Below are 21,775 nucleotides of genomic sequence, written 5' to 3'. Positions count from 1 at the left end.
CTACGCAATTATCAGGATATGCGCTATTGCGAGTGATGATAACCGGCCGGTCGACGGGCCCATGGCCACACACCCGGCGGGCATGACGCCGATCGGAGACAGATGCGGGCCGACGCGGGGCTGGTGGGGGCTGGTCGCAGATTCTCCCCCAGCCGTCGGCCGGGGTACCCAGCGCCTCTGAAGGGGCGCTCCAGCCGGCGCTTCTTCTCAGCCGCGGGCAGCCGTGCCGCAGGAGCGGCGCGCATGGGTGTGGGCGGCACCACCCGACAAGCGTCGGCCAGGACATGGCGCGGGGGCCGAGCGGCGGCACGCATGAGCGCGGTGACCGCCCGTCAGGGAACCGAGCGCGTACCGGACACCACGCGGGCCCGTGGCCCGCGATACCGCGTTTTCATGCGGAGCGTCTGCGGGATGAAGCCGTCTTCTTGGCAGCCGTCTTCTTGGCAGCCGTCTTCTTCGCCGGTGTCTTCTTGGCCGCGGACTTGGCGGACGCGGACTTCGTGGCCGCCGCCTTCTTCGTCGCCGCCCTGCCCTCCGCCGCCTTGCCCTCCGCCTTCTTCTTCGCCGCCGTCTTCTTCGCCGTGGACCGCTTCGCCGTCGTGCTCTTCGCCCCGGACGCGGACTTCTTGCCCTGCAGCGAGGTGACCTCCGCCTCCTCGGCCCCCTCCCCTCTGGACTCCTTCGCCGCCCGCACGCTCTTCTCCAGGGCCGCCATCAGGTCGAGGACCTTGCCGCCCTTCGCCGGTTCGGGGGCCTCGGGCGGGGTCTCGCCGGCCGCCTTGGCGGCGATGACCTCCTCCAGCGCCTCCCGGTACTCGTCGTGCAGGTCCTCCAGGTCGACCTCGCCGAGGGTGGCCATCAGGGCGTCCGCGAGGTCGAGTTCCTTGTCGCGGACGGTGACGTCGGCGTCGGGGGCGACCCCCTCCGGCGCGCGGACCTCGTCCGGCCAGAGCAGGCCGTGCATGGCGATGGCCTCGCCGACCACCCGCAGCATGCCAAGGCGCTCGCGGCCGCGCAGCGCGTACTTCGCGATGGCCACCTTGTTGCTGCGCTTGAGGGCTTCGCGCAGCAGGGTGTACGGCTTGGCGGCCGGAGCCCCCGAGGCCGCCAGGTAGTACGCCGCCTCCATCTGGAGCGGGTCGATCCGGTCGGCCGGGACGAACGCGACGATGTCGATGGTGCGGGCGGTGGGGATGGGCAGGTGGGACAGGTCCTCGTCGGTGATCGGGACGATCGTGCCGTCGGCGTCCTCGTACCCCTTGCCGATCTCCGACTGGGTGACCTCGCGGTCCTCCAGCTCGCAGAACTTGCGGTAGCGGATGCGGCCGTTGTCCTCGGTGTGGACCTGGCGGAAGGAGATCGAGTGGCTCTCCGTGGCGTTCACCAGCTTGATCGGGATGCTGACGAGCCCGAAGGAGATCGCGCCGTTCCAGATGGATCGCACGTGCGGCTTCCCTCCGTCCGATGACCGGGATTTGTATGAGATTGTCATCGTATGACGCCGATCACAGAGGTGGACGGGCGGAGGGTCGCGCTCAGCAACCTGGAGAAGGTGCTGTATCCGGCGACCGGGTTCACCAAGGGCGAGCTGCTGCACTACTACGCGACGGCGTCCGGGGTCCTGCTGCCGCACCTGCGGGACCGGCCGGTCTCGTTCCTCCGGTACCCGGACGGCCCCGACGGGCAGGTGTTCTTCGCCAAGAACGTGCCGCCGGGTACGCCCGAGTGGGTCACGACCGCCGAGGTGCGCCGGTCGGAGGGGGCGGCCCGGATGGTGCTGGTGCAGGACCTCGCGAGTCTGATGTGGGCGGCGAACCTGGTCGCCGAGTTCCACACGCACCAGTGGCTGGTGGGGACGCCGGACGAGGCCGACCGGATCGTCTTCGACCTGGACCCCGGTGCGCCGGCGACGGTGGTGCACTGCTGTGAGGTCGCGCTGTGGCTGCGGGAGCGGCTGGCGGCGGACGGGATCGAGGCGTACGCCAAGACGGCCGGGTCGAAGGGGCTGCACCTGCTGGCGGCGGTGCGCGGGGCGTCCAGCGAGCGGGTGAGCGAGTACGCGAAGGGGCTGGCGGTGGAGGCCGAGCGGGCGATGCCCAGGCTGGTGGTGCACCGGATGACGCGGAGTCTGCGCGCGGGGAAGGTGTTCGTGGACTGGAGCCAGAACGCGGGGCGGAAGACGACGGCCACGCCGTACACGGTGCGGGCGCGGCGGGAGCCGACGGTGTCGGCGCCGGTCACGTGGGAGGAGGTCGAACAGTGCCGGGCGGCGGGCCAGCTGGTGTTCCGGGCGGGGGACATCGCGCCGCGCGTCCAGGACCACGGGGACCTGCTGGCCCCGCTGCTGGACGCGGGGCGCGCGGCGACGCTGCCCTGAGGGCCCCCGAGGGGCCTACACCCTCCCCCACGTGTTCCGGTCCCGCGCCATCGCGTGCAGGGCCTCCACGTCCGCCGGCTTGAGGACGCCGCCCAGGCGGGAGAGGGTGTCCAGGTCCCGGTCGCGGAGGATGTGGACCTCGCGCGGCGGGGCGGTCAGCGTGACGTCCGCCGGTTCGGTCAGGGCCAGGACCGGGCGGACCTCGGCCGTGAGGGCGTACGAGGCCCGGTCGGCGTCCGCCCGCAGGCGGCGCAGGAGCGGCCGGGGGTCACGCCGACCCAGTGTGATCATCGGGTCGGCGACCAGGACCTTCTGCTTCCGGGCGTAGAGGGAGTGCACGCAGAACAGGCCGCCCGGCCCGATCAGCAGGTGGTGCAGGCGGTCGCCGCCGGGCAGCGGGACGGAGTGCAGGGCGTGCCAGCCGGCGCCGTCCAGGCGGTCCAGGGCGTCGCCGACGGTCTGTTCCGCGGTCAGGGCGCGGCGGCGCGGGTCGGGGCGCAGGCGGTGGGCCGGGCCGGGGTCCCGGTCGAGGGCGACCAGCAGCGCCTCGCCGGGGCGGTTGGGGGCGAGGTCGTCGTCGGGATGCAGGCTCAGCCGGGCCAGCTCGGCGGGAGTGGGCACGGGCGGCGGGCCGATCGTGACCGGGCCGGTCAGGAACGGCCTCAGGGTCTCCAGTACATCGTCCCGCCGCTCCTCGCTGAGCAGGTTGACCCGGCCCGCCTCCCGGTCGTACCAGGCGATGTTCCGTCCGTCCGTGAGGCATACGTACAGTCGCTCCTGGCCGTGCCGCCAGGCCGGCACGACGCGCAGTCCGCTCATTGCGTCATCACCCCTCGACCATGGGAACAGGCGGGGTGCTCCAGGGGCAAGAACCCCGCTACCTTTGACAGGGGTTGGCGCGCGCAGCGGGGAGGCGCCGGGTGCGGATCCGTGGGGAGCAGTACGACGTACCGGCTCCGGACAGTCCTTGGAGCGAGGTGCTGCCCGGGTTGTGGATGGGCGGTCACGAGTTCCGGGCGCGTTCGGGGCAGCTGGAGGCTGCCGTGGTGCGGGACGAGTTCGATCTCGTGCAGAGCCTGCTCAGGATACCCGGACACGGTCCGGCCGACGGGGTCGAGCACCATGTGTGGCCGATACCGGACGGGCCGCTGGACGGCACCCAGCTCGCCGGGGTGATGCGGCTCGCGCGGGCGGCCAGCGAGGCGCTGGACGCGGGGCGGTCGGTGCTGGTTCGCTGCTACAGCGGGTACAACCGGTCGGGGCTCGTGGTCGCGCAGGCGCTGGTGCACCAGGGGCGTACGGCCGAGGAGGCGATCCGGCTGGTACGGGCCCGGCGCTCGCCCTGGGCGCTGCACAACGAACTGTTCGTGGCCTACCTGAGGGCCGGCCTGTCCACCGCCCGTCTCCTGGAGGACCTCGCCGAGTAGCCTCTCCCGTGCACCGGCGGCCCCAGGCGCAAAAAGGACTTCCCTGCAAAACCGCGAATAAGGTGTACGGGGCCTCCGCACCCATCGACCACCGACCCCGCCGAGCCAGGAGCAGCGTGCCAGCCCGTCGTCCCGTCCGCACCGCCGTGACCGCGGTCGCCGTCGCCCTGCTGGCGCTGACCGCGGCCGGCTGCGGCGACTCCGGCGGGCTGCGCGGGGCCGGGGCGGCACCGACCGCGGTCAGTCCCGCGAAGCTCTGGCCCGACCTGAGGCCGGCGTCCAGCCCGGCCTGGCCCTACGACGAGGGCAGCACGGAGACCGTGAAGGGGATCACGGTTCCCGGCGGCGACATCCGCCGGGTGGATCCGGTGGCCGTCGTACGGGCGGAGATCGCCTCGGACCCGGCGGACTACGGGTCCAAGGGGGTGTACCACGAGACGGCGGAGCGGCTGCAGGAGTGCTCGGCGGGCGGCGGTGGGGCGCGCTGTCCGCTGCTGAAGCCGTACTACCGGGACCTCACCGGGGACGGGCGGGACGAGCTGACGCTCGGCTTCCGGCTGTATCCGACGAACCAGACCGCGCTGCGCGTGTACACCGTCGAGAAGAACCGGCTCGAACAGGTCCTCGACGACGACGACGCGATCATCGGCGTCGAGCTGGCCGGGCGGACGGTGATCGTACGGTCGCCGGCCGGGATCAGCGGGTACGAGTACCGGACGACCTGGGCGTGGGACCCGGAGCGGAAGGCGATGGTGTTCACCCGGGACGAGTTCCTGCGCACCGGCAAGGGGCACCACACCCGCAGACCTGCGCCCTCGGCCTCGGCGGGCACGCGATGAGACTCCCCCGCTGGGCCGGGACGCTGGCGGCGAAGTCGGCCGCGTTCATCACGGTGATGTGCTGTGCGCTGGCCGCGCTGCTCGGCGTCCTGGTGCATGTGTCGGTCACCGACCAGACCGTCGCCCAGGCCCGCGACCAGGCGCTGACCCGGCTCGCGGAGGCGAGGGCCGCGTACGAGGCGGGGGATGCGCTGCCGCGGGGCGCCCGCGTCGACCCGCGGGGACTGCCGGCGCAGCTGCGGGCGCTGGCGCTGGCCGGGGACCGCGGCACGATGGTCGCCCGGGACGACGGTCGGCCCACGATGTGGGCGGCGGGCCCGGCCGACCGTCACCGGGCGCTCGCGGTGGCCGTCGACTACTCCCAGCAGGCCCGCACCATCGCCGGCCTGGACAGCTCCATCCTCTGGTCGTCGGCGCTGGCCATCGGGGCGACGCTGCTGGTCGGGGCGTTCGCGGTGACCCGGGTGACCCGGCGGCTGCACGGCACCGCGCAGGTGGCCCGGCGGATCAGCGCCGGGGACCTGGACGCCCGCGTGCACGATCCCCGTACCAAGGACCCGACCCGCCCGCAGGACGAGGTGGCCGCCGTCGCCGCCGCGCTGGACGGGATGGCCGCGTCGCTGCAGAGCAAGCTGCTGAGCGAGCAGCGGTTCACGGCCGACGTGGCGCACGAGCTGCGGACGCCGCTGACGGGGCTGCACGCGGCGGCGGAACTGCTGCCTCCGGGACGGCCGACGGAGCTGGTGCAGGACCGGGTGGCGGCGCTGCGCACGCTCACCGAGGACCTGCTGGAGATCTCCCGCCTCGACGCGGGCCGGGAACGGCTGGAGACCGACGCGGAGGCGTTGGGCACGCTGGCCGAGCGGGTGGTGCGGGCGTCCGGGACGGAGACCGAGGTGAAGGTCGTACGGGACGTGTGGGTCGAGACCGACCGGCGGCGGCTGGAACGGGTGCTGGGGAACCTGGTCGCCAACGCGCACCGGCACGGGCGGGGGCCCGTGGTGCTGACCGTGGAGGGGAAGGAGGTCACCGTGCGGGATCACGGGGACGGCTACCCCGACTACCTGGTGGCCCACGGCCCGCAGCGGTTCCGGACGGAGGGCGGCGCCAGGGGGCACGGGCTGGGGCTGACGATCGCGGTGGGGCAGGCGGAGGTGCTGGGCGCGCGACTGTCGTTCGCCAACGCGATCGGCGGCGGGGCGGTGGCGACGTTGACGCTCCCGTAGGGGGGTGAGCGGTGGGTTGCGCGGCGGCGGGTGGTGCGTGGCTGGTCGCGCAGTTCCCCGCGCCCCTGAAGGGGCGCTGGGGGTACCCCCGGCCGAAGGTTGGGGGGAACTGCGCGAGCAACCCCCACCGGCCGGCACATGCATCGCTCCCCTCGGCCCCCCTTCGGCTCACTGCAAAGGGCGCCCCCCCTCCGACCCCTCCTAGCGTGGCGAATAGCCAGGTCCGCACCGATCGCCCGCCGGAGGCACCATGTTCCCCCGCCGCACCCTCATAGCCGTCACCGCCGCCCTCGTCACCCTCTGCGGCACCGCGCCCGCGCTCGCCGACGACGGCTGGGCCGGCGCCGACCCGGTGACCGGCCAGTTCGTCGATCCCGACGACGGCCGCCTCGACGGCGTCGGCAACACCGGCGGCACCGGCGGCACCGTTGGCAACGACGACTTCGACTTCCTCGGCCCCGGCGGCCCGGACGACCCCGGCCGTACGCCACGCGGGCACTGACCCGCAGAACACTCAACTCACACTATTTGGGTAAGTTCCGGGCATGACCAAGGCCGGAACCACCCTGGCGGCGACCGCGACCCCCACCTCCGCCGTACGTCTCCCCCGGCGCCGTGGCATCGAACTCTCCCTGATCGTGCTGGCCGTCCTGCTCTCCATGTACGGCTACTGCGCGGTCGGCCTGGCAAAGACCGGCACCGTCCCGCCCGGCGCCGCCGGTTACGGCGCCGGCCTCGGGATCCTCGCGCTCGTCGCCCATCTCGCCGTACGCTTCCGCGCCCCGTACGCCGACCCGCTGCCGCTCCCGATCGGCGTGCTGCTCAACGGACTGGGCCTGGTCCTGATCTACCGGCTTGACCTGCAGACCCCCGGCGACCGCGCGGCCCCCGCCCAGCTCGTCTGGTCCACCCTGGGCGTCGGCCTGTTCATCATGGTCGTGCTGATGCTCCGCGACCACCGCGTGCTCCAGCGCTACGCGTACGTCTGCGTCGCCGCCGCGCTCGTCCTGCTGCTCCTGCCGATCCTCTTCCCGGCCGTCAACGGAGCCCGGATCTGGGTCAGGGCCGCCGGATTCTCCATCCAGCCCAGCGAGTTCGCGAAGGTGCTGCTCGCGGTGTTCTTCGCCGCGTACCTGGCGGCCAACCGCAACACGCTCGCGTACGCGGGCCGCCGGCTGTGGTTCATGCAGTTCCCCACCGGGCGGGTGCTCGGCCCGATCGTCACCATCTGGCTGGTGAGCGTCGGCGTCCTGATCCTCGAACGCGACCTCGGCACCTCGCTGCTCTTCTTCGGCCTCTTCGTCGTCATGCTGTACGTCGCCACCGGGCGCACCGGCTGGATCGCCGTCGGCCTGCTGCTCGCCGTCTTCGGCGCGGTCGCCGTCGGCCGTCTGGAACCGCACGTGCACGGCCGTATCGAGGACTGGCTGCACCCGTTCGCCTCGATCGACGCGGGCCAGGGGCCGAACCAACTCGCCCAGTCGCTCTTCGCGTTCGCGGCCGGCGGGGTCCTCGGCACCGGACTGGGGCTCGGCCACTCCGTCCTCATCGGCTTCGCCGCCAAGTCGGACTTCATCCTGGCCACCGCGGGCGAGGAACTCGGCCTCGCCGGACTCTCCGCGATCTTCCTCCTCTACGGCCTGCTCGTCGAGCGCGGCTACCGGGCCGGCCTCGCCCTGCGCGACCCCTTCGGCCGGCTCCTCGCGGTCGGGCTCGCCTCGATCCTCGCGCTCCAGGTGTTCGTGATCGCGGGCGGGGTGACCGGGCTGATCCCGCTGACCGGCATGGCGATGCCGTTCCTCGCCCAGGGCGGCTCCTCGGTCGTCACCAACTGGGCGATCGTGGCCCTGCTGATCCGGGTGAGCGACTCGGCCCGCCGCCACTACGACGGACAGGTGGCCCCATGAGCACCGGGCATGACCGCCGGCGGGGCGGCATGGCCAGGTACGTCCGGCGGGCCCGCGCCCTCTGCGCCCTGCTGCTGTTCGCCCTCCTCGTCAACGCGGCCCGCGTCCAGGTCGTGAAGGCCCGGGAGTACGACGACAACCCCGCCAACCGCCGCAACTCGATCGCCCGTTACGGCCTCCCCCGCGGCGACATCCTGGTCGGCGGCGCGCCGGTCACCGGCTCCCGGGACAGCGGGGAGCAGCTGCGCTACGAACGCACCTATCCGCAGGGCCCGTTGTACGCCCCGGTCACCGGCTTCGCCTCTCAGCTGTACGGCACCACGTTCCTGGAGCACGCCGAGGACGGGGTGCTCTCCGGGACCGACCCGCTGCTGTCGCCGCTCCCGCTGTGGAACGACACCGGGCGGGCGGTGAACCCGGGCGGAAACGTCGTCACGACCCTGAACCGGTACGCCCAGGAGGCCGCCTTCCGGGGACTCGGCTCGCGCAAGGGCGCGGTCGCCGCGATCGAACCGGCGACCGGCCGGATCCTCGCCCTGGTCTCCACCCCGTCGTACGACCCCTCCGAACTGTCCGGCAACGGCGAGGCGGTGACCTCGGCCTGGGCGCGGCTGAACGACGACCCGGAGAAGCCGATGCTCAACCGGGCGGTGCGGCAGACGTATCCGCCGGGCTCGACCTTCAAGGTGGTCACGGCGGCCGCCGCCCTGGACGCGGGCGTGGTCACCGACCTGGACGCGCCGACCGACTCCCCCGACCCCTACCGGCTGCCGGGCACCACGACCCGGCTGACCAACGAGGGCGACGGCTGCGCGGACGCCTCGCTGCGGGCGGCCTTCGAGTGGTCCTGCAACACGGTCTTCGCGAAGCTGGGCGTGGACGTGGGGGCGGCGAGCATGACGGCGACGGCCCGGGCGTTCGGCTTCAACGACACCCGGTTGCGCATCCCGTTCACCGCCGCGCCGAGCACCTTCGACACGAGCGTGGACAAGGCACAGCTGGCCCTGTCCTCGATCGGGCAGTACAACACCCGGGCCACGCCGCTGCAGATGGCGATGGTCGCGGCGGCGGTGGCCGACGGGGGGCTGGCGCACCCGCCGTACCTGGTGGAGCGGACCGTGCGGCGGACCGGCGAGACGGTCGGCACGGGCGGTGCGGGGCCGGTCCGGCAGGTGATGAGTGCCGCGACGGCCGTGCGCATGAAGGAACTCATGGTGGACGTGGTCGAGGAGGGCACCGGCACGAACGCGGCGATCCGCGGCGCCACGGTCGGCGGCAAGACCGGCACCGCGCAGCACGGCATCGGCAACTCCGGGGTGCCGTACGCCTGGTTCGTGTCCTGGGCGCAGGCGGACGACGACCTGGAGCCGAAGGTCGCGGTGGCGGTGGTGGTCGAGGACGCGGCAGCCGACCGCGGGGAGATCAGCGGCGGCGGCGACGCGGCGCCGATCGCCCGGTCGGTGATGCGGGCGGTGCTCGGGTTCTGAGACGCGGAGTCAGCAAGTCGTGCGCGGGGGATTGACCGTCTTGCTGACAAGCGGTCTCATAAGAGTGGACGACGACTACCCCCGGGTAACGAGGTGAGGGAGCCATGACGACCCTGACGGAAGCCGACGCGGTCGACGGACTGCGGGACGCGCTCGGCCTGCTCAAGGATCGCGAGCAGGTGGCCGAACGGCTGCTCGTCTCCTCCGCGAAGCACTCCTTCGACCCGGACAAGGAGCTGGACTGGGACGCGCCCTTCGAGGAGGGCAAGTGGTTCTGGCCGCCGGAGCTGGTGTCGCTGTACGGCACGCCGATGTGGCAGCGGATGAGCGAGGAACAGCGGATCCTGCTCTCCCAGCACGAGGCCGCCGCGCTGGCCTCGCTGGGGATCTGGTTCGAGCTGATCCTGATGCAGCTGCTGGTCCGGCACATCTACGACAAGGCGGCGACGAGCGCGCACGTGCGTTACGCGCTGACCGAGATCGAGGACGAGTGCCGGCACTCGAAGATGTTCGCGCGGCTGATAGCGCGCGGTGACGCGCCCTGGTACCCGGTGAGCCGCGCCCACCAGAACCTGGGCCGCCTCTTCAAGACGATCTCCACGACCCCCGGGTCCTTCACGGCCACCCTGCTCGGCGAGGAGGTCCTCGACTGGATGCAGCGGCTGACCTTCCCGGACGAGCGGGTCCAGCCGCTCGTCCGCGGGGTCACGCGGATCCACGTGGTCGAGGAGGCCCGGCACGTGCGGTACGCCCGCGAGGAGCTGCGCCGGCAGATGGTGACGGCGCCACGGTGGTCGCAGGAGTTCACGCGGGTCACCTCCGGTGAGTTCGCACGGGTGTTCTCGGTCGCCTTCGTGAATCCGGAGGTCTACACGAACGTGGGGCTGGACCGGCGGGAGGCCGTGGCACAGGTGCGGGCGAGTGGGCATCGGCGGGAGGTCATGCAGACCGGCGCGAAGCGGCTGACCGACTTCCTGGACGACATCGGGGTTCTCCGGGGGGCTGGGCGGCGGTTGTGGAAGAGCTCGGGGCTGCTGGCTTGAGTTTCGGGTGCGGGTGGGTGAGGGCTGGTCGCGCAGTTCCCCGCGCCCCTTCAGGTGGGTGTCCGCACCGCATGCCGAGACAGCCCCACGCCTTGCCTAGATGATCTATTCCAAGGGGTTAGTGGTCGTAGGCGGTCAGTGAGCGTAGGACGGGCTGTCTGGTGTGGTCGTTGTGCCAGATCGCGGCGGCAAGCGCGAGGATGCGCTGCATGACGCGGGCGATGACACCGCCGGGTGTGCGCCCTCGGTGCTGTTCGAGATCGAGTTGGCCCTTGAAGGTCTCGTTGACCGACTCGATGCCCTGCCGCAACGGCCTGAAAAGGGGTGCTTCGGGCCGTTCCGGCTCGCCTTTGCGGGCGGGCCGCAGCAGCCGGATGTCCTGCTCGGCCAGTTCGTGTTCGAAACCCCGGCCGAAGTAGTTCTTGTCTCCGATCAGCGTCTGGCCGGGCCGCGCGGTGACAAGCTCCGGTTCGGCGGCGAGAAGGTCCAGCAGGGTCTCGCACTCGTCGGCCTTGGCCCCGGTCAGGGAGAAGGCGACGGGCAGGCTCTGGAGGGTGCACACCAGGTGCAGTCGCAGGCCCCAGAGAAAGCGGCTGTGGCTGGCGCAGTAGCCGTACTCGGCCCCTACGGAGGTGTCGGCGGCCGGCGGTCGGATGACGCGCCGCAGCAGACCGGCGGCCTTTCGCAGCCGCTTGTTGCAGTCGGGTTGCTTGGGCAGGTACGGGAACAGATGTCGCAGGTGGGAGCGGGCGTGCCGGAGCCACCTGGCCTCGGAGGTGAAGCCGGGCATGGCCTGCATCATCGCCAGGGTCACCAGCTCGGCGTCGCTGAGCTGCGGCGCAATGCCCACGGCCGGCCGCCATGGCCCGAACTGCGGCGAACCCTTCAGCAGATCATCGGTCCTCACGTGGAGCGCGGTCGCGAGGGAGTCCAACTCTGTCTTCACGCACCGACGTTGGACTCCCTCGCGTCGACTGAGCAGGGGGCGTGGCAACGTGGCAATCCCGGCGTGGATACCTTCGACTACGGTGTCAGCACGATCCTGCCGAAGACCTCGCCCGCGTCCATTTTCTGGTGCGCCAGCACGGCTGCGTCCAGCGGCAGCACCTCGTGCACCACTGTTTCGATCTCGCCCCGGCTCGCTGCGGCGAACTGCTCGCTCCGCACGGCACGCCGTTCGGCTGCGGTGACGGTGGCTGCGCTGAAAGCGGCGAAGGACATCGACTTCTGGAACGCCGCCATGATCTTCGTGCCGAAGTCCGCCGGTGGCTGGCCGGCGACAGCGCCCACGGCCACCATGCGGCCGTTCGGGTTGAGCCGGTCGAAGAACGACGGCATGTCCTTGCCGGCCACCACGTCGATGATGACGTCATAGCCCGCGGGAGACGGTTCCCCTCCGTCGCCGGAGCGGTCCAGCACGTGGGTCGCGCCGAGGCGTCGCAGTTGCTCGCCGCGCTCGGCCGAGGAAGTGGTGACCGCCACTGCGGCGGCGGCGCCGCGAGCAGCGAGTTGCACTGTCATGATCCCGATGCTGCCGGCCGCACCACGCACCAGAACCGTCTCCCCGGGAGCGAAGTGGGCGTGGCGGAGCCCGAAGTGGGCCACCACGCCGGAGCTGCCGAGTGTCACCGCATCGACTGCGGACAGGTTCACGGGCAGGGGAACGATCTCCTCGACCGGCGCGAGGGCCTGTTCGACGTAGCCTCCGCCGGTGCCGGTGAAGGCCCACACCCGCCCGCCGATCCACGACGCGTCGACGCCGTCACCGACCGCGGTCACGGTACCCGCCACCTCGCTGCCCGGGATGTGGCCCTCCTTGAAGCCGTAGGCGGCCAGAGCCCCGCTTCTGATCACGGTGTCGACACCACCGACGCCCACCGCCTCGGTGGCTATCAGTACCTGCCCGGCAGCAGGTGCGGGTACCGGCAGGCCGACAACAGCCAGACCGTCAGGACTTCCGAACGTCTGGATCGAGATTGCCTTCAATGTGGTCTCCAGGTTCTCGAACAGCTCAAGCACGAGAGCTTCTACGTCTCGGACGGTAACGGACGCCCCCGTCCGCTTAGGTAAAGTGAGAGTGGTGACCGACCGTTTGCCTCATACGTTGCGTTCCGACGCGCTGGACAACCGCGAACGCATCCTCGACGCGGCCCGAGCGCTGTTCTCCACCGATGGCCTGGACGTGCCGATGCGGGAGGTCGCGCGGCGTGCCGGGGTGGGACCTGCCACCTTGTACCGTCGCTTCCCGACCAAGCAGATGCTGGTCGCCGAGGCCTTCGCGGACCAGCTGAATGCATGTCGCGCCATTGTCGACGAGGGGTGCGCCGATCCTGATCCGTGGCGTGGCCTGTGCCTGGTGATCGAGAGGATCTGTGAGCTGCACGCACGCGATCGGGGATTCACCGAGGCCTTCCTGTCGACCTACCCAGAGGTGAAGGATGTCGCCGCAGGCCGTGAGTACACGGTGAAAGCAGTCGCCGAACTGGCTCAGCGAGCCAAGGAAGCGGGGCACCTGCGGTCCGACTTCGTCCTGGACGACCTGATTCTCATACTCATGGCCAACAAGGGGATCCACGCCACATCGACCGCCAGCCAGGTCAAGGCCTCCCGACGCTTCGCAGGGTTGGCGATCCAGGCGTTCGAAGCCTGTCCTCAGCACGCACCACTACCACCAGCGGCACGGCTGGCATCCGCAGCACCGGACAGCACCTGACCGTGGTCGAGCGGTATTTACGCTCGACGCACGAACCACTGAACCCCTTGGAATAGATCATCTAGGTAGAAGTCGGCGCCGTCGGCGGCAATGTCCCGAAGCCGTCGTCCGGGCCCTCTGTCGCCGTCTTCGGGATCGCCGGGGGCGTGTAGGAGGCCAGGGAGGCCGCCTTCGGATCGGGGCGTACCGCGCCCAGGATCGGGTTGGCGGCGATCGGGGAGACCTTGATCTTCGCGCCGGGGCGGGGGGCCTGGACCACCTTGCCGCCGCCGAGGTAGAGGGCCACGTGGGTGGCCTCGGGGAAGTAGACGACCAGGTCGCCGGGGCGCAGGCGGTTCAGGGGGACGTGGGGCAGGTCGGCCCACTGCTCCTGGCTGGTACGCGGGATCGGGGTGCCGGCGTGGCCCCAGGCCTGGGAGGTCAGGCCCGAGCAGTCGTACGACACCGGGCCCGCCGCTCCCCACTGGTACGGCTTGCCCAGCTGCTGCACGGCGTAGCGCACCGCGCGGTCGCCGGCCGGGGAGGGGGGCGGCGTGGCGGTGCCCAGGGCGCCGGACGCGGTGAGCTTGCGCTGGGCGTCCGCCGTCTTCTCCTTCTCCAGGTCGGCGACCGCGGTGAGCTGGTCGGGGGTGAGGGACACCAGCATGCGCTCCACGTCCAAGAGGCGGGTGCGGACCTCGTCACGCTGCTTCTTCTGCTTCTCGGCGAGGGCGAGCTGGGTGTCGAGCGCCGCGCGGGCCCGGCGGGCCAGGCCGGCCCGGTTGCGCTCGTCGTCGGTCAGCCGGCCCACCGTCTTCGCCCGCTCGCGCGCCAGCTCGCCGATGACATGCCCCTCGTCGAGCGCGTGCTGCGGGTCGCGGGCGAGCAGCAGCCGTACGTACGGGGAGATCGCGCTGCTGTTCTGGTACTGCTGCCGGGCCAGCCGGCCCGCCTCGGTCCTGCTGGTGTGCAGGGAGCGCCGGGCGATGGCCAGCTCGCCGTCCAGGCGGGTCACCTCGGCCCGCTGCCGCTGCAGCCGTTCCGCCGTCGCGTTGTAGGTCTCGGTGGCCTGTTCGGTCTGCCGGTACGCCTGCTGGAGGTCCGTCAGCAGCCCGGCGACCGGTTGCGCCGGGTCGGGTGCGGCGAGGGCGGGCAACGGCGCGAGGACGGCCTGGGCCGCCGCCACCGCGGCCGTACAGGCCAGACGCAGGAACCTTCCTGACACGTCATCACCTCCGATGCGGGACGGTCTCTCCGTTCCACATCGCGATGATCACGTGATTATCAGATGTGTATGCGTGGTCCGCGCGGCGGGTGCGCCGTTCGGCCCAGCCGTGTCACCCGCCGGTGTCGTCGGACCTCCCGGCCGGGTCCTGCTTCGACCACGGCCACTTCGGCCCGCCGCCGGCCCCCTTGCCCATCGGGTCGTACTCGTACTTCCAGCCCTGGGACAGGCCCAAGCGCTTGCTCTGCCCCCGGGACACCCGGCGGTAGACCAGGACGGTGGGCGGGCCGCCCGCCGGGTCCGGGACCGGGATGCGGTACGTCTTCGGGGGGTGGCCGGTCATGCCGAGCAGCACGGGCAGCACCCGCCCGTCCATGGGGCCGCCCTCGAAGGGGGTGTCCTGACTCTTCACGACACCAGTTTCAGCCATCCGCCGCGAGGGCGTCGACGAGGGCCGCGGTCTGCGGGTCGCGGCGCGCGGTCACGCTGAGCACGGCGACGAACTGGTCCACCAGCCAGTCCCGCAACTCCTCCACGGGCGGCTGCTTGTCCTCGTCGAGCCAGATGAGGGAGGCCGCCTCGACGGCGGTGATCCACATCCGGACGGTCATCCGCAGCCGGGGGCCGGGGTCGGCGATGTCCAGGTGGCTGAGAATGTGCTGCGCGGCGGCCCGTCGTACGCCGTCCACGATCGCCGTCGTCCGCGAGGTCTCCACCACGCTGCCGCCCTGGAGCAGGGCGCTGAAGCCGGCGTCGTGCTGGTCGACGAAGGCGAGGTAGCGGTCGAGGGCGCGGGCGAGCCGGGGCAGGAGGGGGCCCTCACGGGGCTCGTCGAAGCAGTGTTCGAGTTCCTCGGCGGCCGACCTGAGGGCGGCCTCGTAGAGCTGCTGCTTGCCGCCGGGGAAGTAGCGGTACACCAGCGGGCGGGAGACCCCGGCCGCCTCCGCCACGTCGTCGAGCGACACCTCCTCCGGCGCGCGGTGCGCGAAGAGGGAGAGGGCCGCGTCGAGCAGCTGGCTGCGCCGCTCCTCGACGGACAGTCTGCGGTAGGCGGGGGTGGCGGCCTGGGGGGTCATGTGTGCAGGGTATGTGTTCCGCCGATGGTGCCGCGATGGGGTGGTGGTCGGGTGCGGCGCCGCCGTGGCTGGTCGCGCAGTTCCCCGCGCCCCTTCGGGGGCGCGTTGCCGCAGCGCCCCGCCAGGGGCGCTGGGGGTACCCCCGGCCGAAGGCTGGGGGAGGAACTGCGCGAGCAGGCACCGCGCACCCGCGGCCGAGAACCTACCTGCTCAGGCGGCGCCCGCCACCGAGGCCAGGTACGCCTCCGTCTTCTCCGGCTCGTAGAAGAAGTTCTCGAAGTCGGCGGGGTCGTTGAAGGCGTTGGCGAAGCGGTCGGCGACCGGCTGGAGCTGGCCCGCCGCGCCGATCAGGTTGAGGATGTGCTCCGGCGGGGGCGCCAGCATGGCGTTCGTCCACTTAGTGACGTGCTGGGCCGTGTTCCAGTAGCGGTCGAACGTCTCCTGCATCCAGGTCTCGTCGAACTCCTTCTCGCCCTGTTCGAGGATCGAGGCGAGGTAGGAGGCCGCGCACTTGGAGGCGGAGTTGGAGCCCTGGCCGGTGATCGGGTCGTTGGCGACGACGACGTCCGCGACGCCGAGGACCAGGCCGCCGCCGGGGAGGCGGCCGATCGGGTTGCGGACGGTGGGGGCGTAGCGGCCGGCGAGGGTGCCGCCGGCGTCGGTCAGTTCGACCTTGGTGGCCCGCGCGTACTCCCAGGGCGTGTACCGCTCCATGAGTTCCAGGGTCAGGGAGAGGTGCTCCGAGGGGTCCTTGACGCCGTTGAAGACGTCCAGCGGACCGCCGGGTATGCCCTCCCAGAAGAGGATGTCGGCGGGTCCGGAGGTGGTCAGGGTCGGCATGACGAAGAGCTCGCCGACGCCGGGGACCAGGTTGCAGCGGACCGCGTAGAAGTCCGGGTGCTCGGGCCGGGGGCCGAGGCCGTGGACGTAGGCGACGGCGAGCGCGCGCTGCGGCTCGCTGTACGGCGAGAGGGAGGCGTCGCGGCCGAACATCTGGACCAGTTCGCCCTTGCCCGCCGAGACCAGCACCAGGTCGTAGGTGCGGGCGAAGTAGTCGAGGTCGCCGACCGCCGCGCCGTGGATGACCAGCTGGCCGCCGCGCTGTGCGAAGGTCTCCATCCAGCCGGCCATCTTGACCCGCTGGTCGACCGACTGCGCGTACCCGTCGAGCCTGCCCACCCAGTCGATGGCACGGGCCGCGGGGCCCTCGCCCCAGGAGCCGGGGGCCGCGACCGAGACGCCGAGTCCTTCGATCTTCGGGGCCTGGGACTCCCAGAAGTTCAGCTGGAGATCGCGCTCGTGCTGCAGTGCCGTGTGGAACATGCACTGCGTCGACATGACCCGGCCGGAGCGGATCTCGTCCGCGGTCCGGTTCGACATCAGGGTGACCTCGTAGCCGTTGGACTGGAGGCCGAGGGCGAGCTGGAGACCGGCCTGGCCGGCCCCCACGACGAGTATCTTCCGCATGCGGTGGTGGCTCCTAAGGGTTCAGAAGATCTACCCGGGGTGCTACTCGGGGGTTTCGTCCAGCGCGTGGGCGACCAGGGACAGCAGCGTCTCGATGGCCGAGACCCGACGGCGGGCGTCCATGATCATTACAGGTATGTGCGGAGGGATCGTCAATGCCTCGCGCACGTCCTCGGGTTCGAAGCGCTCACTGCCGTCGAAGTGGTTGACCGCGACGACGTACGGCAGTCCGCAGCTCTCGAAGTAGTCCAGCGCCGGGAAGCAGTCCTTCAGGCGCCGGGTGTCGGCGAGGACGACGGCGCCGATCGCGCCGCGCACCAGGTCGTCCCACATGAACCAGAACCGCTGCTGGCCCGGCGTGCCGAACAGGTAGAGCACCAGGTCGTCGTCGAGCGTGATGCGGCCGAAGTCCATGGCCACGGTGGTGGTCAGCTTGCCGGGCGTGGCGGTGAGGTCGTCGGTCTCCTCGCTCGCCTCGGTCATCAGCGCCTCGGTCTGCAGGGGCGTGATCTCCGAGACGGCGGTGACCAGCGTGGTCTTGCCGACGCCGAAACCGCCCGCGACGACAATCTTCGTCGCGATGGGGGCCCGGCTGCGGTCCGTCTGCCAGGACCGCGGCTGCTCCTCCTCGTCGAGGAGCGGGTTGACGCCGGTGGCGTCAGAGACGGCGTAGTCCACTCAGCACCCTTTCCAGCAGAGCGCGGTCCGGACGGCCGACGCCGTGTCCGGTACCGGTTCCGTACACACGGATCTTTCCCTGGTCCGCGAGGTCGCTGAGCAGGACCCGGACCACGCCGAGCGGCATCTTCAGCAGCGCGGCGATCTCGGCCACCGTGCGCATGCGGCGGCACAGTTCGACGATGGCCTGCATCTCGGGCATCACCCGGGTGCTGAGGGAACCATTCGTCAGTTCCTTGCGCTCCGCCGGGGCCTCGAGCGCGGCCACGAACGTCTCCACGAGGAGGACGTGGCCGAAGCGGGTACGGCCGCCGGTGAGCGAGTAGGGGCGGACGCGGGCGGGTTTGCGGTCGCCGCCGCGTACCGGGAGGTTCTGCCTGCGGTTCTTCGGCGCGCTGCTCATCGGCCGCTCCTCGTCGCGTCGGCCTCTAGGGACTTGCGTAGCTCGGTGCGGAGTTCGGGGGTGAGGACGTGGCCGGCGCGGCCGACGAACAGTGCCATGTGATAGGCCACCACGCTCATGTCGCACTCCGCGCTGCCGTGCACCCCCAGCAGCGAGCCGTCGCTGATCGACATCACGAAGAGGCTGCCCTCCTCCATCGCGACCATCGTGTGCTTGACCGGGCCGAAGTCCATCAGCCGGGCGGCGCCGATGGTGAGGCTGCCGATGCCCGAGACGATGGTGGCGAGGTCGGCGGCGGAGCCGCGGGGGCCCTTGCGTTTCTCGGCCTGTGCCTCGCGGGCCGCCTGGTTCCGGCTGGTGTCCGAGGAGAGCAGGAGCAGGCCGTCGGAGGAGACCACCGCGACCGACTGGATCCCGGGCACCTCCTCGACGAGGTTGCTCAGCAGCCAGTGCAGGTTGCGGGCCTCACTGCTCAGTCCGAAGGTACTGGGCGCGGTCAACTGCTTGCCTCCTCGACTGTGCCCCCCGTGGCTTCTTCGGATACGGCTGTTCCGGGTACGGCTCGTACGCTGCTCGGCACCTGGTTCTGGCCGGTCTGCTCGGCGATCTCCGCCTCGACGTCACGCCGTCCCGCGTCGGCGCCCCTGCGGAAGCCGCCGAGCCTGCGGCGGAGGGCGTCCGCGTCGACGCCGGTGCCGCGCTGGCGGGGCGGTGGGGCGGGAGCGGTGATCTTGGGGGTGCGCTTGGGGAGGCCCTTGCTGGTGACCTCGTCCTCGGCGGCGCCGTCGTCCTCGGCCTCGGCGGTCGCGGGCAGGGGCAGCGGGCGGGAGTGCTCTTCGGCTGCGCCGAAGTCGTTCCCACCCGCACCACCTGTGCCGGCGGCCAGGTCGGGTGCGGGTGGCCCCGGTGGGGCGTACTCGCCGTCGGCGGCCGCGGGTTGCGGACGCGCGTGGTTGTCGGCGTCCACCGACTGCGGCCTGGGCCAGTCGTCGTCCTCGACCCGCCGACGCCGCGGCCGGTCCTCGTCCTCGGGACCCAGCGACCCGGGCCAGTCGTCACCCTCGACCCGCCGGCGCCGCGGCCGGATCTCGGCGTCGGCGGGGTGCGGCCGCTGCTCGGCAGCACCGGCCTGCGTCCGCTCCTCGCCGGGAACGGTCCGTGGCTGCGGCTCGGTCTCCTCGTTCGGCTCGGGATCCTGTTCCGTGAGCGGGACCAGCAGTTCCATCGTGGTCTCGGCGAAGGTCTCCGCCGGTGCCTTCGGTCGTACCGTCGGCTCCGGGTCCTGGGCCTTCGGCGCCGGCGCCTGCTCGTGGGCGGGCTGTTCGTCGGCCTCGCGTACCGCCTTCTCCGCCAGCGTCACCAGGGGGTCGCCGGACGTCGAACGCCCGTACAGGACGTTGGAGTTGACCTCCGCGGCCGCGCCGGGGAGGGAGAAGGCCTGGGTGCCGCCGGGAGCCGTCGTGGCCTGCGGAACCGACGTCGCCGGAGCCGCGGCCAGCAGCGGCTGGGGCAGGACCACGACCGCCGCCACCCCGCCCTGCTTCTGCTCGCGGAGCTGGACGCGGACGCCGTGCCGGTGGGCCAGCCGGGCCACCACGTAGAGACCGAGGCCGAGACCGTCCTCGCCCTCCTGGTCGTAGGGCGACTCGGGGTCGAACTCGGCGAGGCGGCCGTTGAGGCGGACCATGCGGTCGGCGGTCATGCCGATGCCCTCGTCCTGGACGGAGAGCATGACCTCGCCGCTCTCCAGCAGCCAGCCGGAGATCTCGACGGGGACGTCGGGCGGGGAGGACGCGGTGGCGTTCTCCATGAGTTCGGCGAGGAGGTGGGAGAGGTCGTCGGCGGCGAAGCCGGCCACGTGCGCGTGCGGCGGGAGGGAGGCGATCCGGACCCGCTCGTAGCGCTCGATCTCGCTGACCGCCGCCCGGACCACGTCCACCAGCGGGATCGGGCCCGCGTGCTGCTGGACGTGTTCGGTGCCGGCGAGGACCAGGAGGTTCTCGCTGTGACGGCGCATGACCGTGGCGAAGTGGTCGAGCTTGAAGAGGGTCGACAGGCGGTCGGGGTCCTGTTCGCGCTCCTCCAGGGTCTCGATCACGGCCAGCTGGCGCTCCACCAGGCCTAGCGTGCGCAGCGCGAGGTTGACGAAGGTGGAGCCGATGCTGGTGCGCAGCCGCTCCAGCTGGGCCGCGGCGTCGGTGACCTCGGCGCGCAGCTCCTCACGGGCGTCGGCCATCTTCTGGCGCTGGCCGACCAGGTGCTTGCGGTCGGTCTCCAGGGTGGCGATGCGGTCGTAGAGCTCCGTGGCGTGCGCGTGCAGGGCGTTGACGGAGCGGACGACCTGGGCGAACTCGTCGTTGCGGCCGGTGAAGGCGATCGGTTCCTCGGCGCGCGGGTCCTCGGCCCCGGCGAGCCGGGCCGAGCCCCGGCGGAGCACGGAGAGGGGGCGGGTGAGGGTGCGGGCCATGGCCGTGGCGATGCCGACCGCGACCAGCATCAGGGCGCCGATCACCGCGACGCGGATCTCCAGCGCGGTCACGTCGTCGTCGCGGAGCGCCGCGAGGTCCTTGGTGCGGTGGTCGTAGAGGGCCGACTCCACGCCCCGCATCAGGTCGACCCGGGCGGACAGCGCCGCGTCCAGCTTCTTGGTGCCGGTGGAGAGGTCGTCGTCGGAGAAGGTCGGCTGGTCGGTGAGGGCGGCCAGGTACTTGTCGGCGTCGTTGACGTCACCGCCGGTGACCGTGGAGTCGTACGAGTCGACGGCCGCCTTGGGCGCCGTGTCGCGGAAGTCGGCGAGGGCCGCGTCGGCGCGCAGCCTGGCCTGCTGGGCCGCCGCGGTGAGCGCGTCGCGCTGCTTCCTGTCGGCCTCGGAGGTGGTGGTGCTGGTGACGGGCAGACCGGTGAGGGGGCTGATCGTGGTCTGGGTGGTGCTGGGGATGTTCAGGGCGGCCAGCAGGAGGCCTCTGGCCGCCGCGGACTGCTGGACGGCGGAGTCCAGTTCGGCGAGCGCGTAGGCGCCGGAGCCGGCCCTGGGGGGCATCTGCTCGGCCAGTTGCTCCGCGAGCCGGTGCAGTTCGGTGATGGTCGCCGAGTACGCCTGGTGCGCTTCGAGGGCCGTGCTCTTGCCGGTGAGGGCGGAGCGGCGGACGGCGGCGATGCCGTCCAGGCCGGTGCGCAGCCAGCCGGGGGCGTCGGGGTCCGCGCGCAGGTCCTCGACCTGGCGGTCGACGCGGGCGCTGCGGTCCTCGGAGGGGGCCTTGGACTTGGGGCGGCCGGCCGCGATGTAGGAGGTGACCTCGTCGCGCTCGTCGGCGAGCGAGTTGGCGAGGGCCAGCGCGTCCTGGGTGCGGCCGGACAGGGTCACCAGGTCCTGGGAGTCGCTCAGCTGCCCGGAGGCGGTGAGCAGGGCGGGCGCTCCGGCGCCCGCGATCGCCGCGGCGACCACGGCCACGGCCACGATCAGCCGGGTGCGGACGTGCTTGGGGCGGCCGGTGCCGACGGGGGCCGCGGCGCCCGTTTCGGAGGCCGTCTTCTTGCCTGTGCGCCGAGGCCGCGTCTTCTGCACCGGTGCTCGCATTCCTGAACTCGTGTACCCAAGGGTCGGGTGGCACCCCGTCATGATTCCCGGCGTTCGGTGCCAAGTGGTGCACGCACCCGATGCGTGCGCCTGCATTTCGGTCCCCGACCCTCCCAGCGCCGGTAGGCAGTGGTCTCACATCACCCCACCCGCCACCCGAAGGAGTGAACATCGGACAGGAGTTGGCGGGCAAGTTCCGGCGGACCCTGCGGGGTCCTTTTCCGGCTGGCGGGTTGGACGCGGACGGCAGGCTTTGACAGGATTCGCCACCGCAGCTTCCCGGAGTGCGCCATTCCACCCCAAAACAGGCGGCTGACCTGCGGGACCGCATCAATTCCGGGGTGGTTGCCA

21 protein-coding genes are annotated in these 21,775 nt (G+C 71.8%); 9 read left to right on the top strand and 12 right to left on the bottom strand.

Annotated elements, in window-relative coordinates; all coding sequences use genetic code 11:
• Window positions 1-391: 391 nt before the first annotated feature.
• A complete protein-coding gene (locus tag ACFY6U_RS48240; protein WP_390048928.1) occupies window positions 392-1,444 on the bottom strand; it encodes a Ku protein in 1,053 nt (350 codons plus the stop codon).
• 51 nt (window positions 1,445-1,495) lie between these two features.
• Here ACFY6U_RS48240 and ligD point away from each other — a divergent pair, with 51 nt between their 5' ends.
• A complete protein-coding gene (gene ligD, locus ACFY6U_RS48235; RefSeq protein WP_390048926.1) occupies window positions 1,496-2,377 on the top strand; it encodes a non-homologous end-joining DNA ligase in 882 nt (293 codons plus the stop codon).
• Between the two features lie 15 nt (window positions 2,378-2,392).
• Here the strand turns inward: ligD and ACFY6U_RS48230 are convergent, their stop codons facing one another.
• Complete coding sequence (locus ACFY6U_RS48230; protein WP_390048924.1) at window positions 2,393-3,196, bottom strand: nuclease-related domain-containing protein; 804 nt, start codon at window positions 3,194-3,196, stop codon at window positions 2,393-2,395.
• 101 nt (window positions 3,197-3,297) lie between these two features.
• Here ACFY6U_RS48230 and ACFY6U_RS48225 point away from each other — a divergent pair, with 101 nt between their 5' ends.
• From ACFY6U_RS48225 to ACFY6U_RS48195, 7 genes are all read left to right on the top strand, one after another.
• Window positions 3,298-3,804: a protein phosphatase gene (locus ACFY6U_RS48225; RefSeq protein WP_390048922.1), complete on the top strand. Its 507-nt coding sequence runs from the start codon at window positions 3,298-3,300 to the stop codon at window positions 3,802-3,804.
• A gap of 116 nt (window positions 3,805-3,920) precedes the next feature.
• On the top strand, window positions 3,921-4,643 hold the full coding sequence (locus tag ACFY6U_RS48220) for a hypothetical protein (RefSeq protein ID WP_390048920.1): 723 nt from the start codon (window positions 3,921-3,923) through the stop codon (window positions 4,641-4,643).
• A complete protein-coding gene (locus ACFY6U_RS48215) occupies window positions 4,640-5,869 on the top strand; it encodes an ATP-binding protein (protein ID WP_390048918.1) in 1,230 nt (409 codons plus the stop codon). The genes ACFY6U_RS48220 and ACFY6U_RS48215 overlap by 4 nt, the downstream gene beginning before the upstream one ends.
• A 250-nt stretch (window positions 5,870-6,119) precedes the next feature.
• Window positions 6,120-6,371 (top strand): hypothetical protein, encoded by a 252-nt coding sequence (locus ACFY6U_RS48210; RefSeq protein WP_390048916.1) that lies wholly within the window; start codon window positions 6,120-6,122, stop codon window positions 6,369-6,371.
• A gap of 43 nt (window positions 6,372-6,414) precedes the next feature.
• Entirely contained in the window at window positions 6,415-7,776 is a 1,362-nt protein-coding gene (locus ACFY6U_RS48205; RefSeq protein WP_390048914.1) for an FtsW/RodA/SpoVE family cell cycle protein, read from the top strand.
• Window positions 7,777-7,805: 29 nt separating this feature from the next.
• Window positions 7,806-9,263 (top strand): penicillin-binding transpeptidase domain-containing protein, encoded by a 1,458-nt coding sequence (locus tag ACFY6U_RS48200; protein WP_390048973.1) that lies wholly within the window; start codon window positions 7,806-7,808, stop codon window positions 9,261-9,263.
• 104 nt (window positions 9,264-9,367) lie between these two features.
• Window positions 9,368-10,306: a diiron oxygenase gene (locus ACFY6U_RS48195; protein WP_089098794.1), complete on the top strand. Its 939-nt coding sequence runs from the start codon at window positions 9,368-9,370 to the stop codon at window positions 10,304-10,306.
• 118 nt (window positions 10,307-10,424) lie between these two features.
• On the opposite strand, the gene ACFY6U_RS48190 is transcribed toward ACFY6U_RS48195, so the two are convergent.
• Entirely contained in the window at window positions 10,425-11,252 is an 828-nt protein-coding gene (locus ACFY6U_RS48190; protein ID WP_390048912.1) for a transposase, read from the bottom strand.
• 77 nt (window positions 11,253-11,329) lie between these two features.
• Entirely contained in the window at window positions 11,330-12,292 is a 963-nt protein-coding gene (locus ACFY6U_RS48185) for a zinc-binding dehydrogenase (RefSeq protein WP_390048971.1), read from the bottom strand.
• A gap of 94 nt (window positions 12,293-12,386) precedes the next feature.
• On the opposite strand from ACFY6U_RS48185, the gene ACFY6U_RS48180 reads away from it, so the two are divergent.
• Window positions 12,387-13,019 (top strand): TetR/AcrR family transcriptional regulator, encoded by a 633-nt coding sequence (locus tag ACFY6U_RS48180; RefSeq protein ID WP_390048910.1) that lies wholly within the window; start codon window positions 12,387-12,389, stop codon window positions 13,017-13,019.
• Window positions 13,020-13,080: 61 nt separating this feature from the next.
• On the opposite strand, the gene ACFY6U_RS48175 is transcribed toward ACFY6U_RS48180, so the two are convergent.
• The 8 genes from ACFY6U_RS48175 to ACFY6U_RS48140 form a co-directional block, all read right to left on the bottom strand.
• Window positions 13,081-14,223: an NlpC/P60 family protein gene (locus ACFY6U_RS48175; RefSeq protein ID WP_390048908.1), complete on the bottom strand. Its 1,143-nt coding sequence runs from the start codon at window positions 14,221-14,223 to the stop codon at window positions 13,081-13,083.
• 112 nt (window positions 14,224-14,335) lie between these two features.
• Window positions 14,336-14,635: a hypothetical protein gene (locus tag ACFY6U_RS48170; protein ID WP_390048906.1), complete on the bottom strand. Its 300-nt coding sequence runs from the start codon at window positions 14,633-14,635 to the stop codon at window positions 14,336-14,338.
• A 10-nt stretch (window positions 14,636-14,645) separates the two neighbouring features.
• Window positions 14,646-15,299 (bottom strand): TetR/AcrR family transcriptional regulator, encoded by a 654-nt coding sequence (locus ACFY6U_RS48165; RefSeq protein WP_390048905.1) that lies wholly within the window; start codon window positions 15,297-15,299, stop codon window positions 14,646-14,648.
• Window positions 15,300-15,509: 210 nt separating this feature from the next.
• Window positions 15,510-16,766: a styrene monooxygenase/indole monooxygenase family protein gene (locus ACFY6U_RS48160; RefSeq protein WP_390048903.1), complete on the bottom strand. Its 1,257-nt coding sequence runs from the start codon at window positions 16,764-16,766 to the stop codon at window positions 15,510-15,512.
• Between the two features lie 42 nt (window positions 16,767-16,808).
• Window positions 16,809-17,444 (bottom strand): ATP/GTP-binding protein, encoded by a 636-nt coding sequence (locus tag ACFY6U_RS48155; RefSeq protein WP_390048901.1) that lies wholly within the window; start codon window positions 17,442-17,444, stop codon window positions 16,809-16,811.
• Window positions 17,425-17,847 carry a DUF742 domain-containing protein gene (locus ACFY6U_RS48150; protein ID WP_390048899.1) on the bottom strand — a complete coding sequence of 141 codons (423 nt, stop codon included), beginning with the start codon at window positions 17,845-17,847 and terminating at the stop codon, window positions 17,425-17,427. The genes ACFY6U_RS48155 and ACFY6U_RS48150 overlap by 20 nt, the downstream gene beginning before the upstream one ends.
• Window positions 17,844-18,347 (bottom strand): roadblock/LC7 domain-containing protein, encoded by a 504-nt coding sequence (locus tag ACFY6U_RS48145; RefSeq protein WP_390048897.1) that lies wholly within the window; start codon window positions 18,345-18,347, stop codon window positions 17,844-17,846. Before ACFY6U_RS48145 ends, ACFY6U_RS48150 begins: the two co-directional genes overlap by 4 nt.
• Window positions 18,344-21,412, bottom strand: coding sequence for a nitrate- and nitrite sensing domain-containing protein (locus ACFY6U_RS48140; protein ID WP_390048895.1), 3,069 nt, complete (start codon window positions 21,410-21,412; stop codon window positions 18,344-18,346). The genes ACFY6U_RS48145 and ACFY6U_RS48140 overlap by 4 nt, the downstream gene beginning before the upstream one ends.
• Window positions 21,413-21,775: the final 363 nt, after the last annotated feature.

Source organism: Streptomyces sp. NPDC013157 (assembly GCF_042899865.1).
GTDB lineage: Bacteria > Actinomycetota > Actinomycetes > Streptomycetales > Streptomycetaceae > Streptomyces.
Note: the sequence above shows the minus strand (reverse complement) of the source record. Positions and strands in the feature narration are given on the sequence as shown.